Genomic DNA, 17,411 nt, shown 5'->3' on the forward strand with positions numbered 1-17,411 from the left:
TGGGCCGATTCTGTATTAATGCTCGACTATCTGCATTAATGCTCGACTAGTGGAAATGAGTATTATTGTCTTCTTTTCGCGGAGGCTTGTCGTGTTCCACACACCCCAGATCAGAATCCAGGCAACCTATATGCGCGGCGGCACCTCCAAGGGCGTGTTCTTCCGCCTGGAAGACCTGCCAGCCAGCGCCCAACAGCCGGGCCCTGCACGTGATCACCTATTGCAACGGGTGATCGGGTCACCCGATCCGTATGCCAAGCACACCGATGGCATGGGCGGCGCCACCTCCAGCACCAGCAAGTGCGTGATCATCTCGCCCAGCAGCAAGCCCGATCACGACGTGGACTATCTGTACGGGCAGGTGTCGATCGACACCGATTTCGTCGACTGGTCCGGCAACTGCGGGAATTTGTCTACCGGTGCTGGCGCGTTCGCGCTGCATGCAGGCTACGTTGATCCCGCTCGTGTGCCGGAAAATGGTATCTGCGTAGTGCGCATCTGGCAGGCAAACATCAACAAGACCATCATTGCCCACGTGCCGGTCAGCAACGGACAGGTGCAGGAAACCGGTGATTTCGAGTTGGATGGTGTCACCTTCCCGGCCGCCGAGATCGTGCTGGAGTTCATGGACCCGGCCGATGAGGGTGAAGGCGAGGGTGGCGGCGCGATGTTTCCCACCGGCAACCTGGTCGACGAACTCGATGTGCCGGGTGTCGGCACGCTGCAGGCGACCATGATCACTGCCGGCATCCCCACGGTCTTCGTCAATGCCGCGGACATCGGCTATACCGGTGCCGAGCTGCAGCCGGCCATCAATGAAGACAAGGCGGCACTGGCAAAGCTTGAAGCCATCCGCGTTGCTGGCGCCCTGCGCATGGGCTTGATCAAGAATCCTGAAGAAGCACTCAAGCGCCAGCACACGCCCAAGGTCGCCTTCGTGGCGCCCCCGCAGGATTACCTGTCCAGCGGCAACAAGCAGATCCATGCCGCCGACATCGACCTCAATGCACGCGCCATGTCGATGGGCAAGTTGCACCACGCGATGATGGGCACCGCTTCGGTCGCCATTGCCACGGCAGCGGCAGTGCCGGGTACGCTGGTCAACCTCGCCGCTGGCGGCGGCCAGCGTGACGCGGTGCGCTTCGGCCATCCGTCCGGCACGCTGCGCGTTGGTGCCGCGGTCGCGCTGGTCGATGGCCAATGGACCGTCACCAAGGCGGTGATGAGCCGCAGCGCCCGCATCCTGATGGAAGGCTGGGTCCGCGTACCGGGTGATGCGTTCTGACATCGCGCTCCGTCCAGTGCAACAGGCATGGCAAAACAAGAGCGAGGGCTACTGGGTTCAGTAGCCCTTTTCTTTTTTGCGGTTTCGAGGACCCACATGTAACGGGTGTAGCGCGCATAGCGGGTTTCCAGACAAATCCCTGCAGGGCGCGCGTCGCTACACAAGCCCTTACATGCGGGCTGGTTATACTCCGGCGATCTGCGGGAGGACGCCATGGGAAACAGGATGTTGAAGCGTATTCGTTGGGCTGCGGCCGCCTTGGTGGCGCTGGCCCTGGTTGCAGGATGCAGCAGGAACGAAACCGGGCAGTTGCCCGGGGCCAGCGGTGAGGCGATCCAGACCAAGCAGGAAGAGGTCAAGGGTTTTGCCATGCTGCGCGCATACCCGGACCAGAAGAGCGGTGACGGGCTTGCGTTGGCGGTGGAGTTCTCGCGCCCGCTGGTCGGCACCCAGGACTTCGACAAGCTGCTGCGCTTCGAGGAGAAGGTCGGCAACGAGGACAGCAGCTGGTCGCTGTCCGATGACGGCAAGACCCTGCGCTATCCCTATGTGGAGGCGGCCAAGGAATACACGCTGATCATCTCGGCCGACCTGCTGGCGGCCGATGGCAACCGGCTGGGCACGGAAGTGAAGCAGAAGGTATTCACCGGCGAGCTGGATCCTGCAGTAGGCTTCGCCTCGCAGGGCAGCGTGCTGCCGGCCCGCGAAAGCCGCGGCCTGCCGGTGGTATCGGTGAACGTGCCCGAGGTGGACGTGGAGTTCCTGCGCGTGCGCGAAAAGGACCTGCCCACCTTCTTCAGCCAGTACCAGCGCGGCGGTCGCCGTGGCAGCTGGGAGCTGGACAGCGAATACGGTGACAAGACCCCGCTCAACCAGCTGGCCGAGCCGGTCTACGTCAACCGCTTCATCCTCGGCGGCAAGCAGAACGAGCGCGTGCTGACCTATCTGCCGATCCAGGACGTGAAGGAGCTGCAGCAGCCCGGCCTGTACTTCGCGGTGATGAAGCGCACCGGCAGTTTCGACAGCGAGTTCGATACCTCGTTCTTCACCGTCAGCGATATCGGTCTGCATACCCGCGCCTACAAGGACAAGCTGTTCGTCCATACCGCATCGCTGGCCGACGGCGCGCCGGCCAAGAAGGTCGAGCTGAAGGTCATCGACGCCAAGGGCGAGGTCATTCTCAAGGGCCAGACCGACGGCAACGGCAATGCGCTGCTCAACTACACGCTGGATGCGGCTCATGTGCTGGTTGCCAGTAGTGGCAGCGACACCACCATGCTGCCGTTCAACCAGCCGGCGCTGGACCTGAGCGAGTTCGCCGTGGCCGGGCGTCAGAACGCCAACTTCGACGTGTTCGCCTGGTCCGGGCGTGATCTGTACCGCCCCGGCGAGACCGTGCGCATCTCCGCACTGCTGCGTGACAACGACGGCAAGACCCTGGCCGGGCCGGCCACCGGCGGCCAGCCGGTGTTCCTGCGGCTCAAGCAGCCGGACGGCAAGACCTTCCGCGAGACCCGCCTGCAGCCGGGTGAGCAGGGCTATTTCGCATTCGAGCAGACCATCCCGGTGGAAGCACCGACTGGTCGCTGGACCGTTGAGTTCCGCACCGATCCGGCCAGCAAGGAGGCGGTGCAGGGCATGACCCTGCGTATCGAGGAGTTCCTGCCCGAGCGGATGAAGCTGGACCTGACCAGCGCGCAGAAGACGCTGAAGCCGGGTGAGGCACTGAAGCTGCAGGCTGATGCGGCGTATCTGTATGGCGCACCGGCCGACGGCAACCGCTTCACCGCGCGACTGGCGGTGGCGGTGGAGCAGCACCCGGTCGAGTCGATGCCGGGCTGGTTCTTCGGCGACCCGACCGTGCAGCTGCCGCGCGAAGCCAATGACGTGATCGATACCACCCTGCCCAAGGACGGCAAGCTGCGCGAAGACGTCGCCTTGCCGGCCGAGGCAGGCAAGGCCACCACCGTGGCTGCGCTGCTGTCCGGCAGCGTTTATGAAACCGGTGGCCGCACCGTTACCCGCACCTTGAAGCGGGTGATGTGGCCGGCATCTGCACTGGTCGCCCTGCGCCCGCTGTTCAACGATACCGACGGTGCGGATGCCAACGCCAATGCCCGCTTCGAGCTGATGCGGGTGGATGCCGACGGCAAGCCGCAGCCGGCCAAGGGGCTGAAGGTCACCCTGGTGCGCGAACTGCGCGACTACCACTGGACCTATACCGACAACCGTTGGGACTACGACTTCACCCGCCGCTTCGAGAACAAGGAAAGCCGCACCATCGACGCCGGTGCCACCTCGGCGCGATTCGATTTCCCGGTGGAGTGGGGCGAGTACCGGGTGGACGTGTTCGATCCGGCCACCGGCCTGACAATGCGTTATCCGTTCCGCGCTGGTTGGAGCTGGGACGATCAGAACCGCGGGCTGGATGCCCGCCCTGACAAGGTCAAGCTGTCGCTGGACAAGACCGCTTATCGCGCCGGTGACACCGTCAAGGTCACGCTGACCCCGCCGCATGCCGGCCGTGGCGTGTTGATGGTGGAAAGCGACCGCATGCTGTACGTGCAGGACATCGACGCCAAGCCGGGCAGCACGTTTGAGATCCCGGTCAGCAAGGACTGGGAGCGGCACGATGTTTACATCACCGCCTTGGTGTTCCGTGGTGGCAGCGCGCCGAGCAAGATCACCCCGGCGCGTGCCGTTGGCGTGGCGCATGTGCCGATGGATCGCCGCGACCGCCGCGTCGCGGTGGGCCTGATCGCGCCCAAGCAGATGCGCCCGGAACAGCCGATGACGGTTACCGTCAGCGCGCCCGAGCTGGCCGGCAAGCCGGCACACGTCACCGTCTCGGCGGTGGACGTGGGCATCCTCAACATCACCCGCTTCCCGGTGCCGGATGCACCCGGGCACTTCTTCGCGCAGCGTCGGTTGGGCGTGGATGCCTATGACATCTATGGCCGCGTGATCGAGAGTTTCGAGGGCAATAGTGGCAAGCTGAAGTTCGGCGGCGACATGGCGTTGGCGGCACTGCCGCAGGCCAAGCGGCCGACCGCCCGCGTGCAGACCGTGGACCTGTTCTCCGGGCCGGTGGCGCTGGATGCCAAGGGCAATGCGCGGGTGCGCCTGCAGGTGCCGGATTTCAACGGCACCCTGCGCGTTTCGACGATGGTCTATTCGGCCGACCGCTACGGCAACCGCGATGTGGAAACGCTGGTGCGCGCGCCGATCCTGGCCGAGGCCAGCATGCCGCGGGTGATGGCACCGGGCGATCGCAGCACGGTCACCCTCGACGTGCAGAACTTCACCGGCAAGCCTGGCGAGTTCAACGTGCGCGTGGACGGTGAAGGCCCGCTCGGCATCGGTGAGTCGACCCGCACGGTGCAACTGGCGGCGGACGCCAAGAGCACGCTGAGCTTCCCGCTGACCGCGCAGGAAGGCTATAGCGTGGCCAAGGTGCGGGTGCGGGTGGACGGCAATGGTTTCAAGGTGGACCGTCGCTACGATCTGCCGGTGCGTGCGGCGTGGCCGTCGGTACTCCGCTCGCAGACCCGCACTTTGGATCCGCTGGCGCCGATTACCCTGGACAGCAGCTTTGCCAATGGCTTGATGGGCGGTTCGGTCAATGCGCGCATGCTGGTCAGTGCATTGCCGCCGATCCCGTTCGCCTCGGCCCTGCAGGGTGCCTTGAACTATCCCTATGGCTGCGCCGAACAGACCACCAGCAAGGGTTATGCAGCACTGATGCTGGATGAGGCCACGTCGGCGATGCTCGGTGCCGATGGTCTGGACGCCAAGGTCCGTCGTGAGCGCATGGAAGGTGCGTTCGGCCGGCTGGCGTCGATGCAGGTGTCCAACGGCAACTTCTCGATGTGGGGCGATGACGATTACATCAATCCGGCGTTGACGCCGTATGTCGCCGAGTTCCTGCTCGACGCCAAGGATGCAGGCTTTGCGGTGCCGGAGAACGTGCTGCAGAAGGCCTTGAACCGGATCAGCGAAGACCTGCTCAGTGGCGGCAACCAGTTCTATGGCAGCGACGGCCGCGATGGCCTGAAGTTTGCCAACCAGGCCTATTCCGGCTATGTGCTGGCACGGGTCAACCGCGCGCCACTGGGCACGCTGCGCACGCTGTGGGACAACGAGCGCAGCAAGGCGGTGACCGGCCTGTCGCTGGTGCATCTGGGGGCGGCCCTGGCGATCCAGGGTGACAGCAAGCGCGGCCAGGCGGCGATTGCCGCTGGTTTTGCCAAGTCCAGTGCGAGCCGTCCGGAGTATTTCGGTGACTACGGCAGCCGCCTGCGCGATGAAGCGCTGATGATCGCCCTGCTGCACGAGCGCGGCCTGTCCAAGCCAGAGTACGACGCACGTGTGATTGATCTGGGTCGCACCCTGGACGCGCGTCGCAACAGCGGCTGGATGTGGCTGAGCACGCAGGAGCAGGTGGCGCTGGCGCGTCTTGGCAAGGCCTTGATGGTCAACCAGAAGAAGCTGGTGTCCGGCGAGTTGGCAGTCGGCGACAAAGTCGAAGACGTCAGTGCACGCAAGGCCTTCGGCCGCGTCTTCGACATGGCGCAGCTGGCACAGGGCGTGCGGTTCTCGCCGCAGGGCCAAGCGCCGATGTTCGCCAGCCTCGACGTTGTCGGCATTCCGCGCCAGCCGCCAGCACCGGACAACAGCGTGATCGGCATCGAGCGTTCCTGGTTCGGTACCGACGGCAAGCCGTGGACGCCGCGTCCGTTGAAGGAAGGCGAGGCCCTGATCGTGCGCCTCAGCGTCACTTCCAACGCGAACATGCCCGATGCCTTGCTCACCGACCTGCTGCCGGCCGGCCTGGAGATCGAGAACTTCAACCTTGGCGATGCCAAGCAATGGGCCGACGTGGTGGTGGGCGAGATCAAGGTCAGTGACCGCTCCAGCGCTGCCGACGTCAAGCACGAGGAGTTCCGCGACGACCGCTATGTGGCCGCGCTGAAGCTGTCGCGTGGCAGCACCGCGCACGTGTTCTATCTGGTGCGTGCGGTCACCCCGGGCACGTACATGGTGCCGCCGCCGCTGGCCGAGGACATGTACCGTCCCGACATGCGCGGGGTTGGCCGCTCCAACCCCAGCACCATCACGGTGGTGCAGCCGTAACCGGCTCCTGCTCCCTCCCTTTGCCGAAGGCAAGGGGAGGGCTGGGGAGGGGTAAGCTCTTCCGCGGCCAAGCCATTCCGCTGCAGCGCCACAGTCAACAATCGCGGCGTCAGGCAGCTGCTCCTGCTCCCTCTCTTTGCCAACGGCAAGGGGAGGGTTGGGGAGGGGTAAGCTCTTCTGCGGCCAAGCCGTTCCGCCCCAGCTCCACAGGCAATGTTTGAAGAATCATCCCCATTGAAAACGCGCACCTCCCGGCTGAAACACGTTGGCAACAGCGTGCGCACCGTCTTCACGCTCCGCAACCTGCGCTGGGCGCTTGCCGCACTGCTGACCTTGCTGCTGGTCCTGGACCAGGCATTCCCGTTGCCGCTGCCGAAATCACGCGACACCAGTACGCTGGTGGTGGCGCGCGACGGCACACCGCTGCGTGCCTTCGCCGATGCCGAAGGCGTGTGGCGCTACCCGGCCGATGCAAAGACCATCTCACCGCTGTATCTGCAGGCTTTGTTGACCTACGAGGACCGCTGGTTCTGGCGCCACCCTGGCATCAACCCGTGGGCGCTGGCACGCGCCGGCAAGCAGATGCTGCTGGAGCGACGCATCGTCTCTGGCGGCTCGACCTTGACCATGCAGGTCGCGCGCATTCTCGATCCGCATACGCGCACGCCCTGGGGCAAACTCAAACAGCTGCTGCGTGCGCTGCAGCTGGAAGTACACCTGAGCAAGGCACAGATCCTCGACCTGTACCTGGAGCGCGCACCTTACGGTGGCACCATCGAAGGTGTGGAAGCGGCGAGTTGGGCTTATCTGGGCAAGTCGGCCACGCATCTGTCGCAGGCCGAGGCCGCATTGCTGGCGGTGTTGCCGCAGTCGCCGAGCCGGCTGCGTCCTGATCGGCACCCGGAAGCCGCGCAGCGCGCCCGCGACAAGGTGCTGGCGCGCATGGCCGAGCTCAAGGTGTGGTCGGCCGATGATGTCGCCGACGCGCGCATCGAGCCGGTGGTGGCACGCTCACTGCAACAGCCTTTGCATGCCGCCTTGCTGGCGCAACGCATGCGCAGCACTTATCCGCGTGTTCCACAGATTGAAACGAGCATCGACAGCGGTCTGCAACGCACGCTGGAAGAGCGTGTTTCCTCGTACTTCTCACAACTGCCGGAACGCACCTCGGCCGCGCTGCTGGTGATGGACAACAACACGCTGGAAGCGCGCGCCTATGTCGGGTCGGTCACCTTTGCTGACAAGGCGCGGCTTGGCCATGTGGACATGGTGCAGGCCTGGCGCTCGCCGGGTTCAACGCTAAAGCCATTCCTTTACGGAATGGCGCTGGACGATGGTCTGATCCACTCGGAAAGCCTGATCGTCGATGCGCCGCAGAGCTTTGGCGGCTACCGTCCCGGCAATTTCGATGCGGCATTCAACGGGCCGGTCGGTGCTGCTACTGCCTTGCGTTTGTCCTTGAACGTGCCGTCGGTGGATCTGCTGGACAGGGTTGGCCCATCGCGGTTCGCTGCACGGTTGGGCAACGCCGGCATCAATCTGCGTTTCCCGCATGGCACGCAGCCCAGCCTTGCGTTGATTCTCGGTGGTACCGGGGCGCGCCTGGAGGATCTGGTCGGTGCGTTCTCCGCGCTCAACCGGGAAGGTATCGCCGGTCGCGTGCGCTACACGCCGAAAGACCCTCGCATCGAGCGCCGGCTGATATCGCCGGGTGCCGCATGGATCGTGCGCGATGTGCTCGAATCCAATCCCCGCCCCGGTTATGGAGTAGGCACGTTCGATACCGGCAATCGCCCGCGCGTGGCCTGGAAGACCGGCACCAGCTACGGCTACCGCGACGCCTGGGCAATCGGCAGCACGCGCTCCTATACCGTCGGCGTCTGGGTCGGTCGTCCGGATGGCACCCCCTTGCCGGGCCAATACGGTGCGGTGACGGCCTTGCCGCTGATGTTCGAGGTCATCGACAGTCTGCCGCGTCAGGCCGGTGACAACGCCGTGCGCGCGCGGCCCGACAGCGTCAGCGAAGTCGAGATCTGCTGGCCGCTGGGCATTGCCGCCGAGCAGACCCCGCCTGCGATGTGCCAGCGCCGTTTCCCCGCCTGGGTGTTGGACGGCGTGGTGCCGCCAAGCTTCCCTGAGCGCGAGGCAAGGTTCTGGCAATCCGGGCGCATGCGCTATCAGGTGGATGCAACGACAGGCCAGCGGCTGTCGCCCGGCTGCGAAGGCCATCCACAGATCGAGGATCGTGAGATTGCGCGCTGGCCAGCGATGGCTTCGCCTTGGCTGACCGTGGCACAACGACAGGCACAAAGCCTGCCGCCACTGGCGCCTGATTGCGCCGGCGACGGCAGGCAATCGGATGGCGTGCTGCATATCGAAGGCTTGAATGACCTGGCCACGCTGGCTCGCCCGCCGGGTGCACAACATGGTCCGCGTCTGCAACTGCGCGCACTGGGCAGCGAATCCTCGATTGAATGGCTGCTCGATGGCCGTTGGATCGCGCAGACACAAGGTGCCCGCACCTTCACCCGTGATTTCAATGACGCAGGCGAACACACCCTGACGGCGCTGGCGGCCGACGGCACATGGACGCGCGTCCGCTTCCGCGTAGTGAACTAAGAGGCGCCATGTAGTGCCGAGCCATGCTCGGCAAAAGCTTTCCCAGCCATGCCATGCAGTGCCGAGTCATGCTCGGCAGGGACCTTGCCGCGGCTACAAAATCGGCGGTAACGCCCCAGCCGAGCATGGCTCGGCACTACAGGGAATTATCGCGTCTTCAAGCCGGCAGATTGGCCAACACATGCTCAGCGCTGGAGACCTCGAACTGCCCAGGCTGTTCGATATACGCAGCGCGGACCACACCGTTCTCGATATACAACGCAAACCGACGCGAACGCATGCCCATGCCCGACGCGCTGGCATCCATTTCCAGGCCGAGTGCACGGGTGAAGTCGCCATTGCCGTCCGACAGCATCTGCAAGCCGTCCGGCACCGACTGGCTCTTGGCCCAGGCCTGCATCACGAACGGGTCGTTGACCGCCATGCAGAACACTTCGATGCCGCGATTGCGGAAGTCTTCGAAGTGCTCGACGTAGCCGGGCAGGTGGCGCGCCGAGCAGGTCGGGGTGAACGCGCCAGGCACGGCGAACAGTACGGCCTTGCGACCATCGAACAATGCATGGGTGTCGATCGTTTCCAGGCCTTCGCGCAGGCGCTTGAGGGTAACTTCCGGAATACGGTCGCCGACATTGATGGACATTGGGGGCTCCTAGGCTGAATTTAAGTTTAAAGCGGCAGTGCAGACGCCGCGTCTGCAACTTGAAAAGGCGTTCTTCACACAATACGTCCTTGGCATGGGAAAGGCAGCGCCATTCCGGCATGCCAGTCTCCACATCTTGCAGGAGGACATCATGAGCATCGTACGTTACCGCCAGTGGCCGACCCAGTCCGAGATTCATCAGTTGTTGTCGCCGCTGCTCGAAACCGTCACCAACAGCACCGTATCAGCTTGGGTGCCTGCGGTTGATATCCGTGAGGAAGCCAACCGTTTCGTCGTTTCGGCCGATCTGCCCGGCGTTGACCCCGCCAGCATTGAAGTGCAGATGGAAAAGGGTGTGTTGACTATCAGCGGCCAGCGCAGCATGCCGGAACTGGCCGAAGGCCAGCGTCTGACCCGTAGCGAGCGTGGCCCGGGTGCTTTCAATCGTCGTTTCGTGCTGCCCGACAGCGCCGACGCCGAGGGCATTGTTGCCCACAGCCACAATGGCGTATTGGAAGTGCGCATTCCCAAGCGCAGCGAGGCGGCACCGCGCCGCATCCAGGTGGTGCAGGGCCAGCCCAGCGCCTGATGGCGTGAGTGAACTTCCACCTGCGCAGGCACCGTGGCCCGGTAGAATGGGGCCACGGCGCCTGCCGATTGCTCGATGGCCCGTTGCCGCAAGGTGTCGGGCCAGCTTTTTTTCAGAGGTGTGAGGATGGAATTCAAGGATTACTACGCCACGCTTGGGGTTGAGCCCAGCGCCGGTGATGCCGAGATCAAGACGGCCTACCGTCGGCTGGCGCGCAAGTACCACCCGGACGTAAGCAAGGAAGCTGGCGCCGAGGACAAGTTCAAGGCGGTCAACGAGGCCTACGAGGCGCTGCGCGACCCGGCCAAGCGCAAGGCCTATGACCAGCTGCGCGCGCAGGGTTATCGCCCTGGCGAGGAGTTCAACGCCCCGCCGGGCTTTGGCGGTGGGCAGGGCTTTGATTTCGAGGAAGTGTTCGGTGGTGGCAACGCCAACGGCGGTTTCAGCGATTTCTTCGAGAGCCTGTTTGCCCGCCAGCGCGGCGGTGCGGGGGCTGGCGGACGTCGTCCTGGCCCTGGCTTCGGCGGTGCCGGTCCGCAGCCGATGCGCGACACCCGCGCCAAGCTGTCGGTGCCATTGGAGGCTGCTTACAACGGCGACAGCCTGCGCATCACAGTGGACGGTCGCCAGCTCGACGTGCGCGTGCCCAAGGGCATCCGCCCGGGCCAGGTGATCCGCCTGAGCGGGCAGGGCAGCGGCGGCGGCAACCTGATGCTGGAAGTCGAATACGCCTCGCACCCGCAGTTCGAGGTGGACGGCCGCAATATTCTGTACACCTTGCAGGTGACCCCGTGGCAGGCCGCCTTGGGAACCAGCATCAGCGTGCCGACGCTTGGTGGTTCGGTCGAGCTGAAGGTGCCGGCCGATTCGGACAGCGGCCGCAAACTGCGCCTGCGCGGCCGCGGCTTGCCGGGCAGCCCGGATGGCGACCAGATTGTTGAGCTGGAAGTTGTGGCACCGGTGGCGAGCAATGAAGCCCAGCGCAAGGCGTACAAGGACCTGGCCAAGGCGTTTGGCGAGGACTGAGTCCTGCTTGGTATGTGCTGTTGACGAGAAGCGGGCTTTGCCCGCTTTTCTTTTTTCCGTTGGTTTAAATCTTTAGCTAGAAGCTTGCCCTCACCCCAACCCCTCTCCCGCGCGCGGGAGAGGGGCTCGGATCACGTCGGTTGCTAGTGCACTAGCCCCTCTCCCGTTTACGGGAGAGGGGTTGGGGTGAGGGCAAGCTTCTAGCAAGCAAACCCAAAGCAAACCCAACAACCAAGAACAAGAAAGGCGGGCAAAGCCCGCCTTTCCGAAAAGCTTTCCCCAAGAAAGCAGCATCACCCAACCGGCGGCGCCTCGGCACTGAATACCTGCGCGATCACCGCCGACAGATCGTCTTCGGTAAACGGCTTGGTGATGTAAGCCTTCGCCCCCTGGCGCATGCCCCACAAACGATCGGTGTCCTGATCCTTGGTGGTCACCAGGATTACCGGGATGTGCTGCGTGGTCGCCTCGCGCTTGAGCGTGCGCGTTGCCTGGAACCCATTGAGGTTCGGCATCACCACGTCCATCAGCACCAGGTCCGGCAACACCTGCTTGGCAACCTCCACCCCAGAGGCGCCATCAGTTGCGGTGAAAATCTCATGCCCCAGCTTTTCCACAATGCGCTGGATGCCCATCAACTGCGATGGTGAATCGTCGACGATCAGGATACGCGCCATGTTTTTCCCCAAGTAGTGGCGGCAGTGTAGTGCTGGCGCGCCGCCGGCGTGAAGTGACGCACCTCACGCCAGGGCGGCTCATAACCGATATCAGTCGATTCTTACGACGGTACGGCCGAAGGATTTGCCGTCCAGCATGGTGGCGAACACCTCGGGCAGCCCATCCAGCGCGACTTCGCGGGTACAGATGCGGTCGAGGTGGCGCGGCTTCCAGTCGCTGCCCAGCCGCTGCCAGACTTGCTCGCGGATGTCGCGGGCGGTGCCGGCCGAGGCCACGCCAAGCAGCGAGACGCCGCGGATGATGAAGGGCATCACCGTCATGTCCAGCTCGCCGGAGGCGGCCAGACCGGCCGACGCCACGTTGCCGTAGGGGCTGGTCTGCGCCAGCAGGCTGGTCAGCATGCTGCCGCCGACGTTGTCCAGGCCACCGCCAAAGCGCGCCGATTCCATCGGCCGGGTGGTGGCCAGGGCATCGCGACCGAGGATCTGGCTGGCACCGATGGCAGTCAGATAGTCCGCCGCCTCGGCCTTGCCGCTGATCGCGTGTACCTCGTAACCGGCCTGGCTGAAGATATCCACCGCCAGCGAGCCGACCCCGCCGGTAGCGCCGGTGACAGCCAGCGGGCCGTGGGCCGGCGTCTGCCGGTTGTCGGTCATGCGCAGCAGTGCCAGCGCGGCGGTGAAGCCGGCCGTGCCCAGCACCATGGCCTCGCGCAGGCTGAGCTGGGCTGGCAGCGGGATCAGCCACTTGGATTCCAGCCGCACGTACTGGCTGTAGCCGCCGTCACGGGTTTCGCTCAGGCCGCAGCCGGTGGTCAGCACCTGGTCGCCTTCACGGAAGGCCGGGTCGCTGGAGGCGACAACCTCGCCGGCCACGTCGATACCGCCGACCAGCGGGAAGCGACGCAGGATCTTGCCCTTGCCGGTGCCAGCCAGCGCATCCTTGTAGTTGACCGAGGACCACCGGGCGCGGATCACCACCTCGCCAGGGCTCAGCTGGTCCAGAGCCACTTGTTCAGGCCCGCTGCGGTAGCCGGCGTCGTCGTTGTGGATACGGAAGGCGGTAAACGGGGCGGTAGGGGACATCGGTAGGCCTGCATTGGAACGGGGGAGTGCAACCATAACTGTTGTGAAATGGCTGGTCTGCCCTTATTCCTATTCAAACTGGGTGCTGGCAGGGCCTGCAGGTATACCGCGGGACCGGCTTCGGCTTGGACCCGTGCTGCGGGATCAGTCACCTGGGGAATGATCTGCAGGCAAACCTTGTTGGTTCAGCTAGCCCCGAACCTGTTCAGAGTCTGCCTTGTTAGAATCGGGATTCGATAGATGGTCAGGTCCTCGGCGGGAGCCCCCGCAGCCTGGCCCTTACAGATGGAGCATGCATGGCCTGGAATACACCCGGCGGCAACAGCGGTGGTGGTGCGGACAACAACCGCGCGCCGCGTACGCCACGTGGCGGCAATGGCGGAGGTTGGGGTGGTGGACTGCCCGGACCGCTGCGCGACCTGTTTGATGGCGGTATCTGGCGCTGGGTGCTGGTCGCGGTGGGTCTGCTGTTGCTGTTCTCCAGCTTCCAGCTGATCGGCGAACAGCAGCGCGGCGTGGTCCTGCGCTTCGGCGAGTACTCGCGCATCCTGCAGCCGGGCCCCAACTTCAAGCTGCCGTGGCCGCTGGAATCGGTGGTCAAGGTCAATGCGACCCAGATCAAGACCTTCAGCAGCAACGTGCCGGTGCTGACCCGGGACGAGAACATCGTCAATGTGTCGGTCAACGTGCAGTACCGCGTGGACGACCCGCGCGAGTACCTGTTCGGTACGGTTGATGCCGACCAGATGCTGGAACAGTCCGCACAGAGCGCCGTGCGTGAACAGGTTGGTCGCGCCGACCTGAACACCGTTCTGAACAACCGTGGGCCGCTGGCCGTGGTTGCCGAGCAGCGCCTGCAGGCCTCGCTGAAAGCCTATAAAACCGGCCTCAGCGTGACCGGCCTGACCCTGCCCGACGCACGTCCGCCGGAAGAAGTGAAGCCGGCGTTCGACGAGGTCAACGGTGCCCAGCAGGTCAAGGAACGTCTGATCAACGAAGCCCAGGCATACGCCGCCAAGGTTGTACCGGAAGCGCGCGGCCAGGCTTCACGTGCCCGTACCACCGCCGAAGGTTACAAGCAGGCCATCGTCGCCCGCGCCGAAGGTGACGCCCGCCGCTTCACCCTGTTGCAAGGTGAGTACAAGAACGCGCCGGAAGTCACCCGCAAGCGCCTGTGGCTGGAAACCGTGCAGCAGGTGCTGGCCGAGAACCGCAAGGTCATCGGTGGCGACGGCCGCCAGCTGATCTACGTGCCGATGCCGGCCGATGCCAGCAAGACCGGCAACGCCCCGCAGCTGACCCCGGAAATGGTGGCGCCGGCCTTCCCGGCGGCGACCGACAGCATTCGCAACGCGGACCGTTCGGTCTCGCGCTCGGCATCGCGTGAGGAGGCCGGCCGATGAAAAATTCAGTCGTTATCGGCGTAGTCGTCGCAGTGTTGCTGGGCCTGCTGGGCTCGGTCTATGTGGTGCGTGAAGACCAGACTGCGATGGTGCTCAACCTGGGCAAGGTAGTGCGTGCCGACATCAAGCCGGGCCTGCACTTCAAGGTGCCGCTGGTTGAGACCGTGCGCGTGTTCGACCGCCGCTTCCAGGTGTTGGATACCGCCCCGGCGCGTTACTTCACCGCCGAGCAGAAGGACGTCAGCGTCGACTTCTTCGCCATTGGCAGGATCTCCGACGTGCGCGCCTATTACCGCGCTACCGGCGGCGACAGCAAGATCGTCAATGCCCGCCTTGCGCCGATCATCACCGACTCGCTGCGTAACCAGATCAACTCGCGCACCTTGCAGGCGCTGGTATCCGGTGACCGTGGCGAGCTGATTGCCGGCCAGCTGAAGTCGATCAACGAGGCGATTGCTGCCTTGGGCATGGAGATCATCGACCTGCGTATCAAGCAGATCGACCTGCCGACCGACAGCCAGGTGATTGCCGACGTCTATGAGCGCATGCGCGCCCAGCGTAAGCAGGAGGCCGCCAAGCTACGTGCCGAGGGCGAGGAGCAGTCGCTGACCATCCGCGCCCAGGCCGACCGCGAAAGCACCGTGATCGTGGCCGAAGCCGAACGTGATGCGCAGCAGCTGCGCGGTGAGGGCGATGCCCAGGCCGCGTCGATCTACGGCAAGGCCGGTTCGGCCGACCCGTCGTTCTACGCCTTCTACCGCAGCCTGGAGGCCTACCGCGCCTCGATGACCGACGGCAACGGCGTGATCGTGCTCGACAAGAACGACCCGTTCCTGCAGTACATGAAGAGCGATCGCTGATCTCAGCGCTCTAGTCTTTGCTTAAGCCCCTCTCCCGCTTGCGGGAGAGGGGGTGGGGTGAGGGCAGCTTCTGTGCTGAGGGCAAGGGGCGGAGCGCCCCTGATGCCCCTCATTCGATGGGCTTCGCCCACACCCTCATCCGCCCTACGGGCACCTTCTCCCGCGGGGAGAAGGCAATGGCGATAGCGCATGCAAGACCTCTTTTCCGCCCTTTGCCTGGTGGCCATCATCGAAGGCCTGTTCCTGTTCATCGCGCCGCTGGCGTGGAAGCGGATGGCCGCGCAGATGTTGGAGCAGCCCGCTGCATCCCTGCGCGGAATGGGTGCCGCGGCACTGTTCATCGGCCTGGCGGTCCTTTGGTGGGTCCGCCACTGAACCAAACCCTGACGCTCATACCAACCTGGCGTCTCGGGGGTGGTAGCTGTCAGTCAAAACCCGGATAATCCACAAAAGCCGGTCGGGCTTACTCCTCATGGAGTGCCCCGTTCGGCTTTTTCCGTGTATGGCCCTGGTGTTTGCCGGATGCTCCCCGATGGGGCGTCCCTGATGGCGGACCGCAGCGCAACGCACGGCCCCCTCCGCGGCCCCGACGGCCGCAGCAAATTCAGGAGTTACCCGTCATGGGTCAATCAGTTGTTGTTCTCGGCGCCCAGTGGGGCGATGAAGGCAAGGGCAAGATCGTCGATCTGCTGACCGAAGAAATCGGCGCAGTTGTTCGTTTCCAGGGTGGTCACAACGCCGGCCATACCTTGGTCATCAACGGCAAGAAGACCGTCCTGCACCTGATTCCGTCCGGCATCCTGCGCGATGACGCGCTGTGCCTGATCGGCAATGGCGTGGTGATTTCCCCGGCCGCCCTGCGCAAGGAAATCGAAGAGCTGGAAACCGCTGGCGTCGAAGTCCGTTCGCGCCTGAAGATATCGCCCGCGGCACCGCTGATCATGCCGTACCACATCGCCCTGGACCAGGCGCGTGAGAAGGCCGCTGGTGGCAAGGCCATCGGCACCACCGGTCGCGGCATCGGCCCGGCCTATGAAGACAAGGTTGCACGTCGCGGCATCCGCATCGCCGACCTGCATTACCCGGAACAGCTGGCTGAAAAGCTGCGTACCGCGCTGGATTACCACAACTTCGTGTTGACCAAGTACCTGGGCGTGGAGCCGGTGGATTTCGACACCGTGTATCAGGAAGCCCTGGCTTTCGGCGAATACGTCGAGCCGATGAAGTCGGATGTTGCCGGCATCTGCCATGACCTGCGCAAGCAGGGCAAGCGCGTGCTGTTTGAAGGCGCGCAGGGCGCACTGCTCGACATTGACCACGGCACCTACCCGTACGTCACCAGCTCCAACACCACCGTCGGTGGTGCACTGGCAGGTGCCGGCGTTGGCGCCGATGCCATCGACTACGTGCTGGGTATCGCCAAGGCCTACGCGACCCGCGTTGGCGGCGGCCCGTTCCCGACCGAGCTGGACGATGAAATCGGCCAGGGCATCCGTGACCGTGGCGCCGAGTACGGCGCATCGACCGGCCGTCCGCGTCGCTGTGGCTGGATGGACATCGTCGCGCTGAAGCGCGCCGTGGCCATCAACGGTATCTCCGGCCTGTGCATCACCAAGCTCGACGTGCTCGATGGCATGGAAAAGCTGAAGGTCTGTATCGCTTATGAATACCGTGGCAAGCGTTCGGAATACGCCCCGCTGGACGCCCAGGGCTGGGAAGAATGCACCCCCGTGTACCTGGAGTTCCCGGGCTGGAGCGAAAACACCCACGGCATCACCGAGTGGGACAAGCTGCCGCCGGCCGCGCGCGCCTACCTGCGTTCGCTGGAAGAACTGGCGGGCTGCCCGGTGTCGATCGTCTCGACCGGCCCGGACCGCGACCACACCATGATCCTGCAGGATCCGTGGGGCTGATAGCCGCGCCGTGATGTAACAGCCAACGCCCCGCGAAAGCGGGGCGTTGTCGTTGTGGGGCATTACCGACAAGCCCAAACCCGTAGTGCCGACCCATGGTCGGCAGGGGCATTACCGATAAAGCCAAACCTGTAGTGCCGACCCATGGTCGGCAGGTGCATTACCGGTAGCGCCCAATGC

Annotated in this window: 12 protein-coding genes; 9 read left to right on the plus strand and 3 right to left on the minus strand. The window is 64.5% G+C overall.

The window, feature by feature from the left end; translation table 11 throughout:
• Nucleotides 1-55: 55 nt before the first annotated feature.
• From prpF to pbpC, 3 genes are all read left to right on the plus strand, one after another.
• Nucleotides 56-1,285, plus strand: a complete 1,230-nt coding sequence (prpF, locus tag ACVOMF_RS07875; protein WP_481508781.1) for a 2-methylaconitate cis-trans isomerase PrpF — start codon at nt 56-58, stop codon at nt 1,283-1,285.
• Between the two features lie 225 nt (nt 1,286-1,510).
• Nucleotides 1,511-6,418, plus strand: a complete 4,908-nt coding sequence (locus ACVOMF_RS07880) for an alpha-2-macroglobulin family protein (RefSeq protein WP_481508782.1) — start codon at nt 1,511-1,513, stop codon at nt 6,416-6,418.
• 255 nt (nt 6,419-6,673) lie between these two features.
• On the plus strand, nt 6,674-9,037 hold the full coding sequence (pbpC, locus tag ACVOMF_RS07885) for a penicillin-binding protein 1C (RefSeq protein WP_481508792.1): 2,364 nt from the start codon (nt 6,674-6,676) through the stop codon (nt 9,035-9,037).
• Between the two features lie 157 nt (nt 9,038-9,194).
• On the opposite strand, the gene ACVOMF_RS07890 is transcribed toward pbpC, so the two are convergent.
• Nucleotides 9,195-9,677, minus strand: a complete 483-nt coding sequence (locus ACVOMF_RS07890; RefSeq protein ID WP_481508783.1) for a redoxin family protein — start codon at nt 9,675-9,677, stop codon at nt 9,195-9,197.
• Nucleotides 9,678-9,828: 151 nt separating this feature from the next.
• Between ACVOMF_RS07890 and ACVOMF_RS07895 the strand changes: the two genes are divergently transcribed.
• On the plus strand, nt 9,829-10,266 hold the full coding sequence (locus ACVOMF_RS07895; RefSeq protein ID WP_481508784.1) for an Hsp20/alpha crystallin family protein: 438 nt from the start codon (nt 9,829-9,831) through the stop codon (nt 10,264-10,266).
• Between the two features lie 126 nt (nt 10,267-10,392).
• Nucleotides 10,393-11,292 carry a DnaJ C-terminal domain-containing protein gene (locus tag ACVOMF_RS07900; RefSeq protein ID WP_481508785.1) on the plus strand — a complete coding sequence of 300 codons (900 nt, stop codon included), beginning with the start codon at nt 10,393-10,395 and terminating at the stop codon, nt 11,290-11,292.
• 293 nt (nt 11,293-11,585) lie between these two features.
• Here the strand turns inward: ACVOMF_RS07900 and pilH are convergent, their stop codons facing one another.
• Nucleotides 11,586-11,969, minus strand: a complete 384-nt coding sequence (gene pilH, locus ACVOMF_RS07905) for a twitching motility response regulator PilH (RefSeq protein WP_062166594.1) — start codon at nt 11,967-11,969, stop codon at nt 11,586-11,588.
• Nucleotides 11,970-12,059: 90 nt separating this feature from the next.
• The gene (locus ACVOMF_RS07910; protein WP_481508786.1) at nt 12,060-13,055 is read right to left on the minus strand and encodes an oxidoreductase; all 996 of its coding nucleotides are present in this window, start codon (nt 13,053-13,055) and stop codon (nt 12,060-12,062) included.
• A gap of 296 nt (nt 13,056-13,351) precedes the next feature.
• Between ACVOMF_RS07910 and hflK the strand changes: the two genes are divergently transcribed.
• From hflK to ACVOMF_RS07930, 4 genes are all read left to right on the plus strand, one after another.
• On the plus strand, nt 13,352-14,458 hold the full coding sequence (gene hflK, locus ACVOMF_RS07915; RefSeq protein ID WP_481508787.1) for an FtsH protease activity modulator HflK: 1,107 nt from the start codon (nt 13,352-13,354) through the stop codon (nt 14,456-14,458).
• Nucleotides 14,455-15,318: a protease modulator HflC gene (gene hflC / locus ACVOMF_RS07920; protein ID WP_481508788.1), complete on the plus strand. Its 864-nt coding sequence runs from the start codon at nt 14,455-14,457 to the stop codon at nt 15,316-15,318. The genes hflK and hflC overlap by 4 nt, the downstream gene beginning before the upstream one ends.
• 189 nt (nt 15,319-15,507) lie before the next feature.
• Entirely contained in the window at nt 15,508-15,693 is a 186-nt protein-coding gene (locus ACVOMF_RS07925; RefSeq protein ID WP_282273391.1) for a DUF2065 domain-containing protein, read from the plus strand.
• Between the two features lie 245 nt (nt 15,694-15,938).
• Nucleotides 15,939-17,231, plus strand: coding sequence for an adenylosuccinate synthase (locus tag ACVOMF_RS07930; RefSeq protein ID WP_481508789.1), 1,293 nt, complete (start codon nt 15,939-15,941; stop codon nt 17,229-17,231).
• Nucleotides 17,232-17,411 lie beyond the last annotated feature (180 nt).

This window comes from Stenotrophomonas sp. STEN022 (assembly GCF_056760155.1).

Excerpts from the sequence above, each read along its gene's own strand:
- ACVOMF_RS07890 (WP_481508783.1), bottom strand. The coding sequence starts at position 9,677 with ATGTCCATCAATGTCGGCGACCGTATTCCGGAAGTTACCCTCAAGCGC.
- prpF (WP_481508781.1), top strand. The coding sequence starts at position 56 with ATGAGTATTATTGTCTTCTTTTCGCGGAGGCTTGTCGTGTTCCACACA.
- ACVOMF_RS07930 (WP_481508789.1), top strand. The coding sequence starts at position 15,939 with ATGGGTCAATCAGTTGTTGTTCTCGGCGCCCAGTGGGGCGATGAAGGC.
- ACVOMF_RS07880 (WP_481508782.1), top strand. The coding sequence starts at position 1,511 with ATGTTGAAGCGTATTCGTTGGGCTGCGGCCGCCTTGGTGGCGCTGGCC.
- ACVOMF_RS07900 (WP_481508785.1), top strand. The coding sequence starts at position 10,393 with ATGGAATTCAAGGATTACTACGCCACGCTTGGGGTTGAGCCCAGCGCC.
- ACVOMF_RS07910 (WP_481508786.1), bottom strand. The coding sequence starts at position 13,055 with ATGTCCCCTACCGCCCCGTTTACCGCCTTCCGTATCCACAACGACGAC.
- hflC (WP_481508788.1), top strand. The coding sequence starts at position 14,455 with ATGAAAAATTCAGTCGTTATCGGCGTAGTCGTCGCAGTGTTGCTGGGC.
- pilH (WP_062166594.1), bottom strand. The coding sequence starts at position 11,969 with ATGGCGCGTATCCTGATCGTCGACGATTCACCATCGCAGTTGATGGGC.
- ACVOMF_RS07925 (WP_282273391.1), top strand. The coding sequence starts at position 15,508 with ATGCAAGACCTCTTTTCCGCCCTTTGCCTGGTGGCCATCATCGAAGGC.
- ACVOMF_RS07895 (WP_481508784.1), top strand. The coding sequence starts at position 9,829 with ATGAGCATCGTACGTTACCGCCAGTGGCCGACCCAGTCCGAGATTCAT.
- hflK (WP_481508787.1), top strand. The coding sequence starts at position 13,352 with ATGGCCTGGAATACACCCGGCGGCAACAGCGGTGGTGGTGCGGACAAC.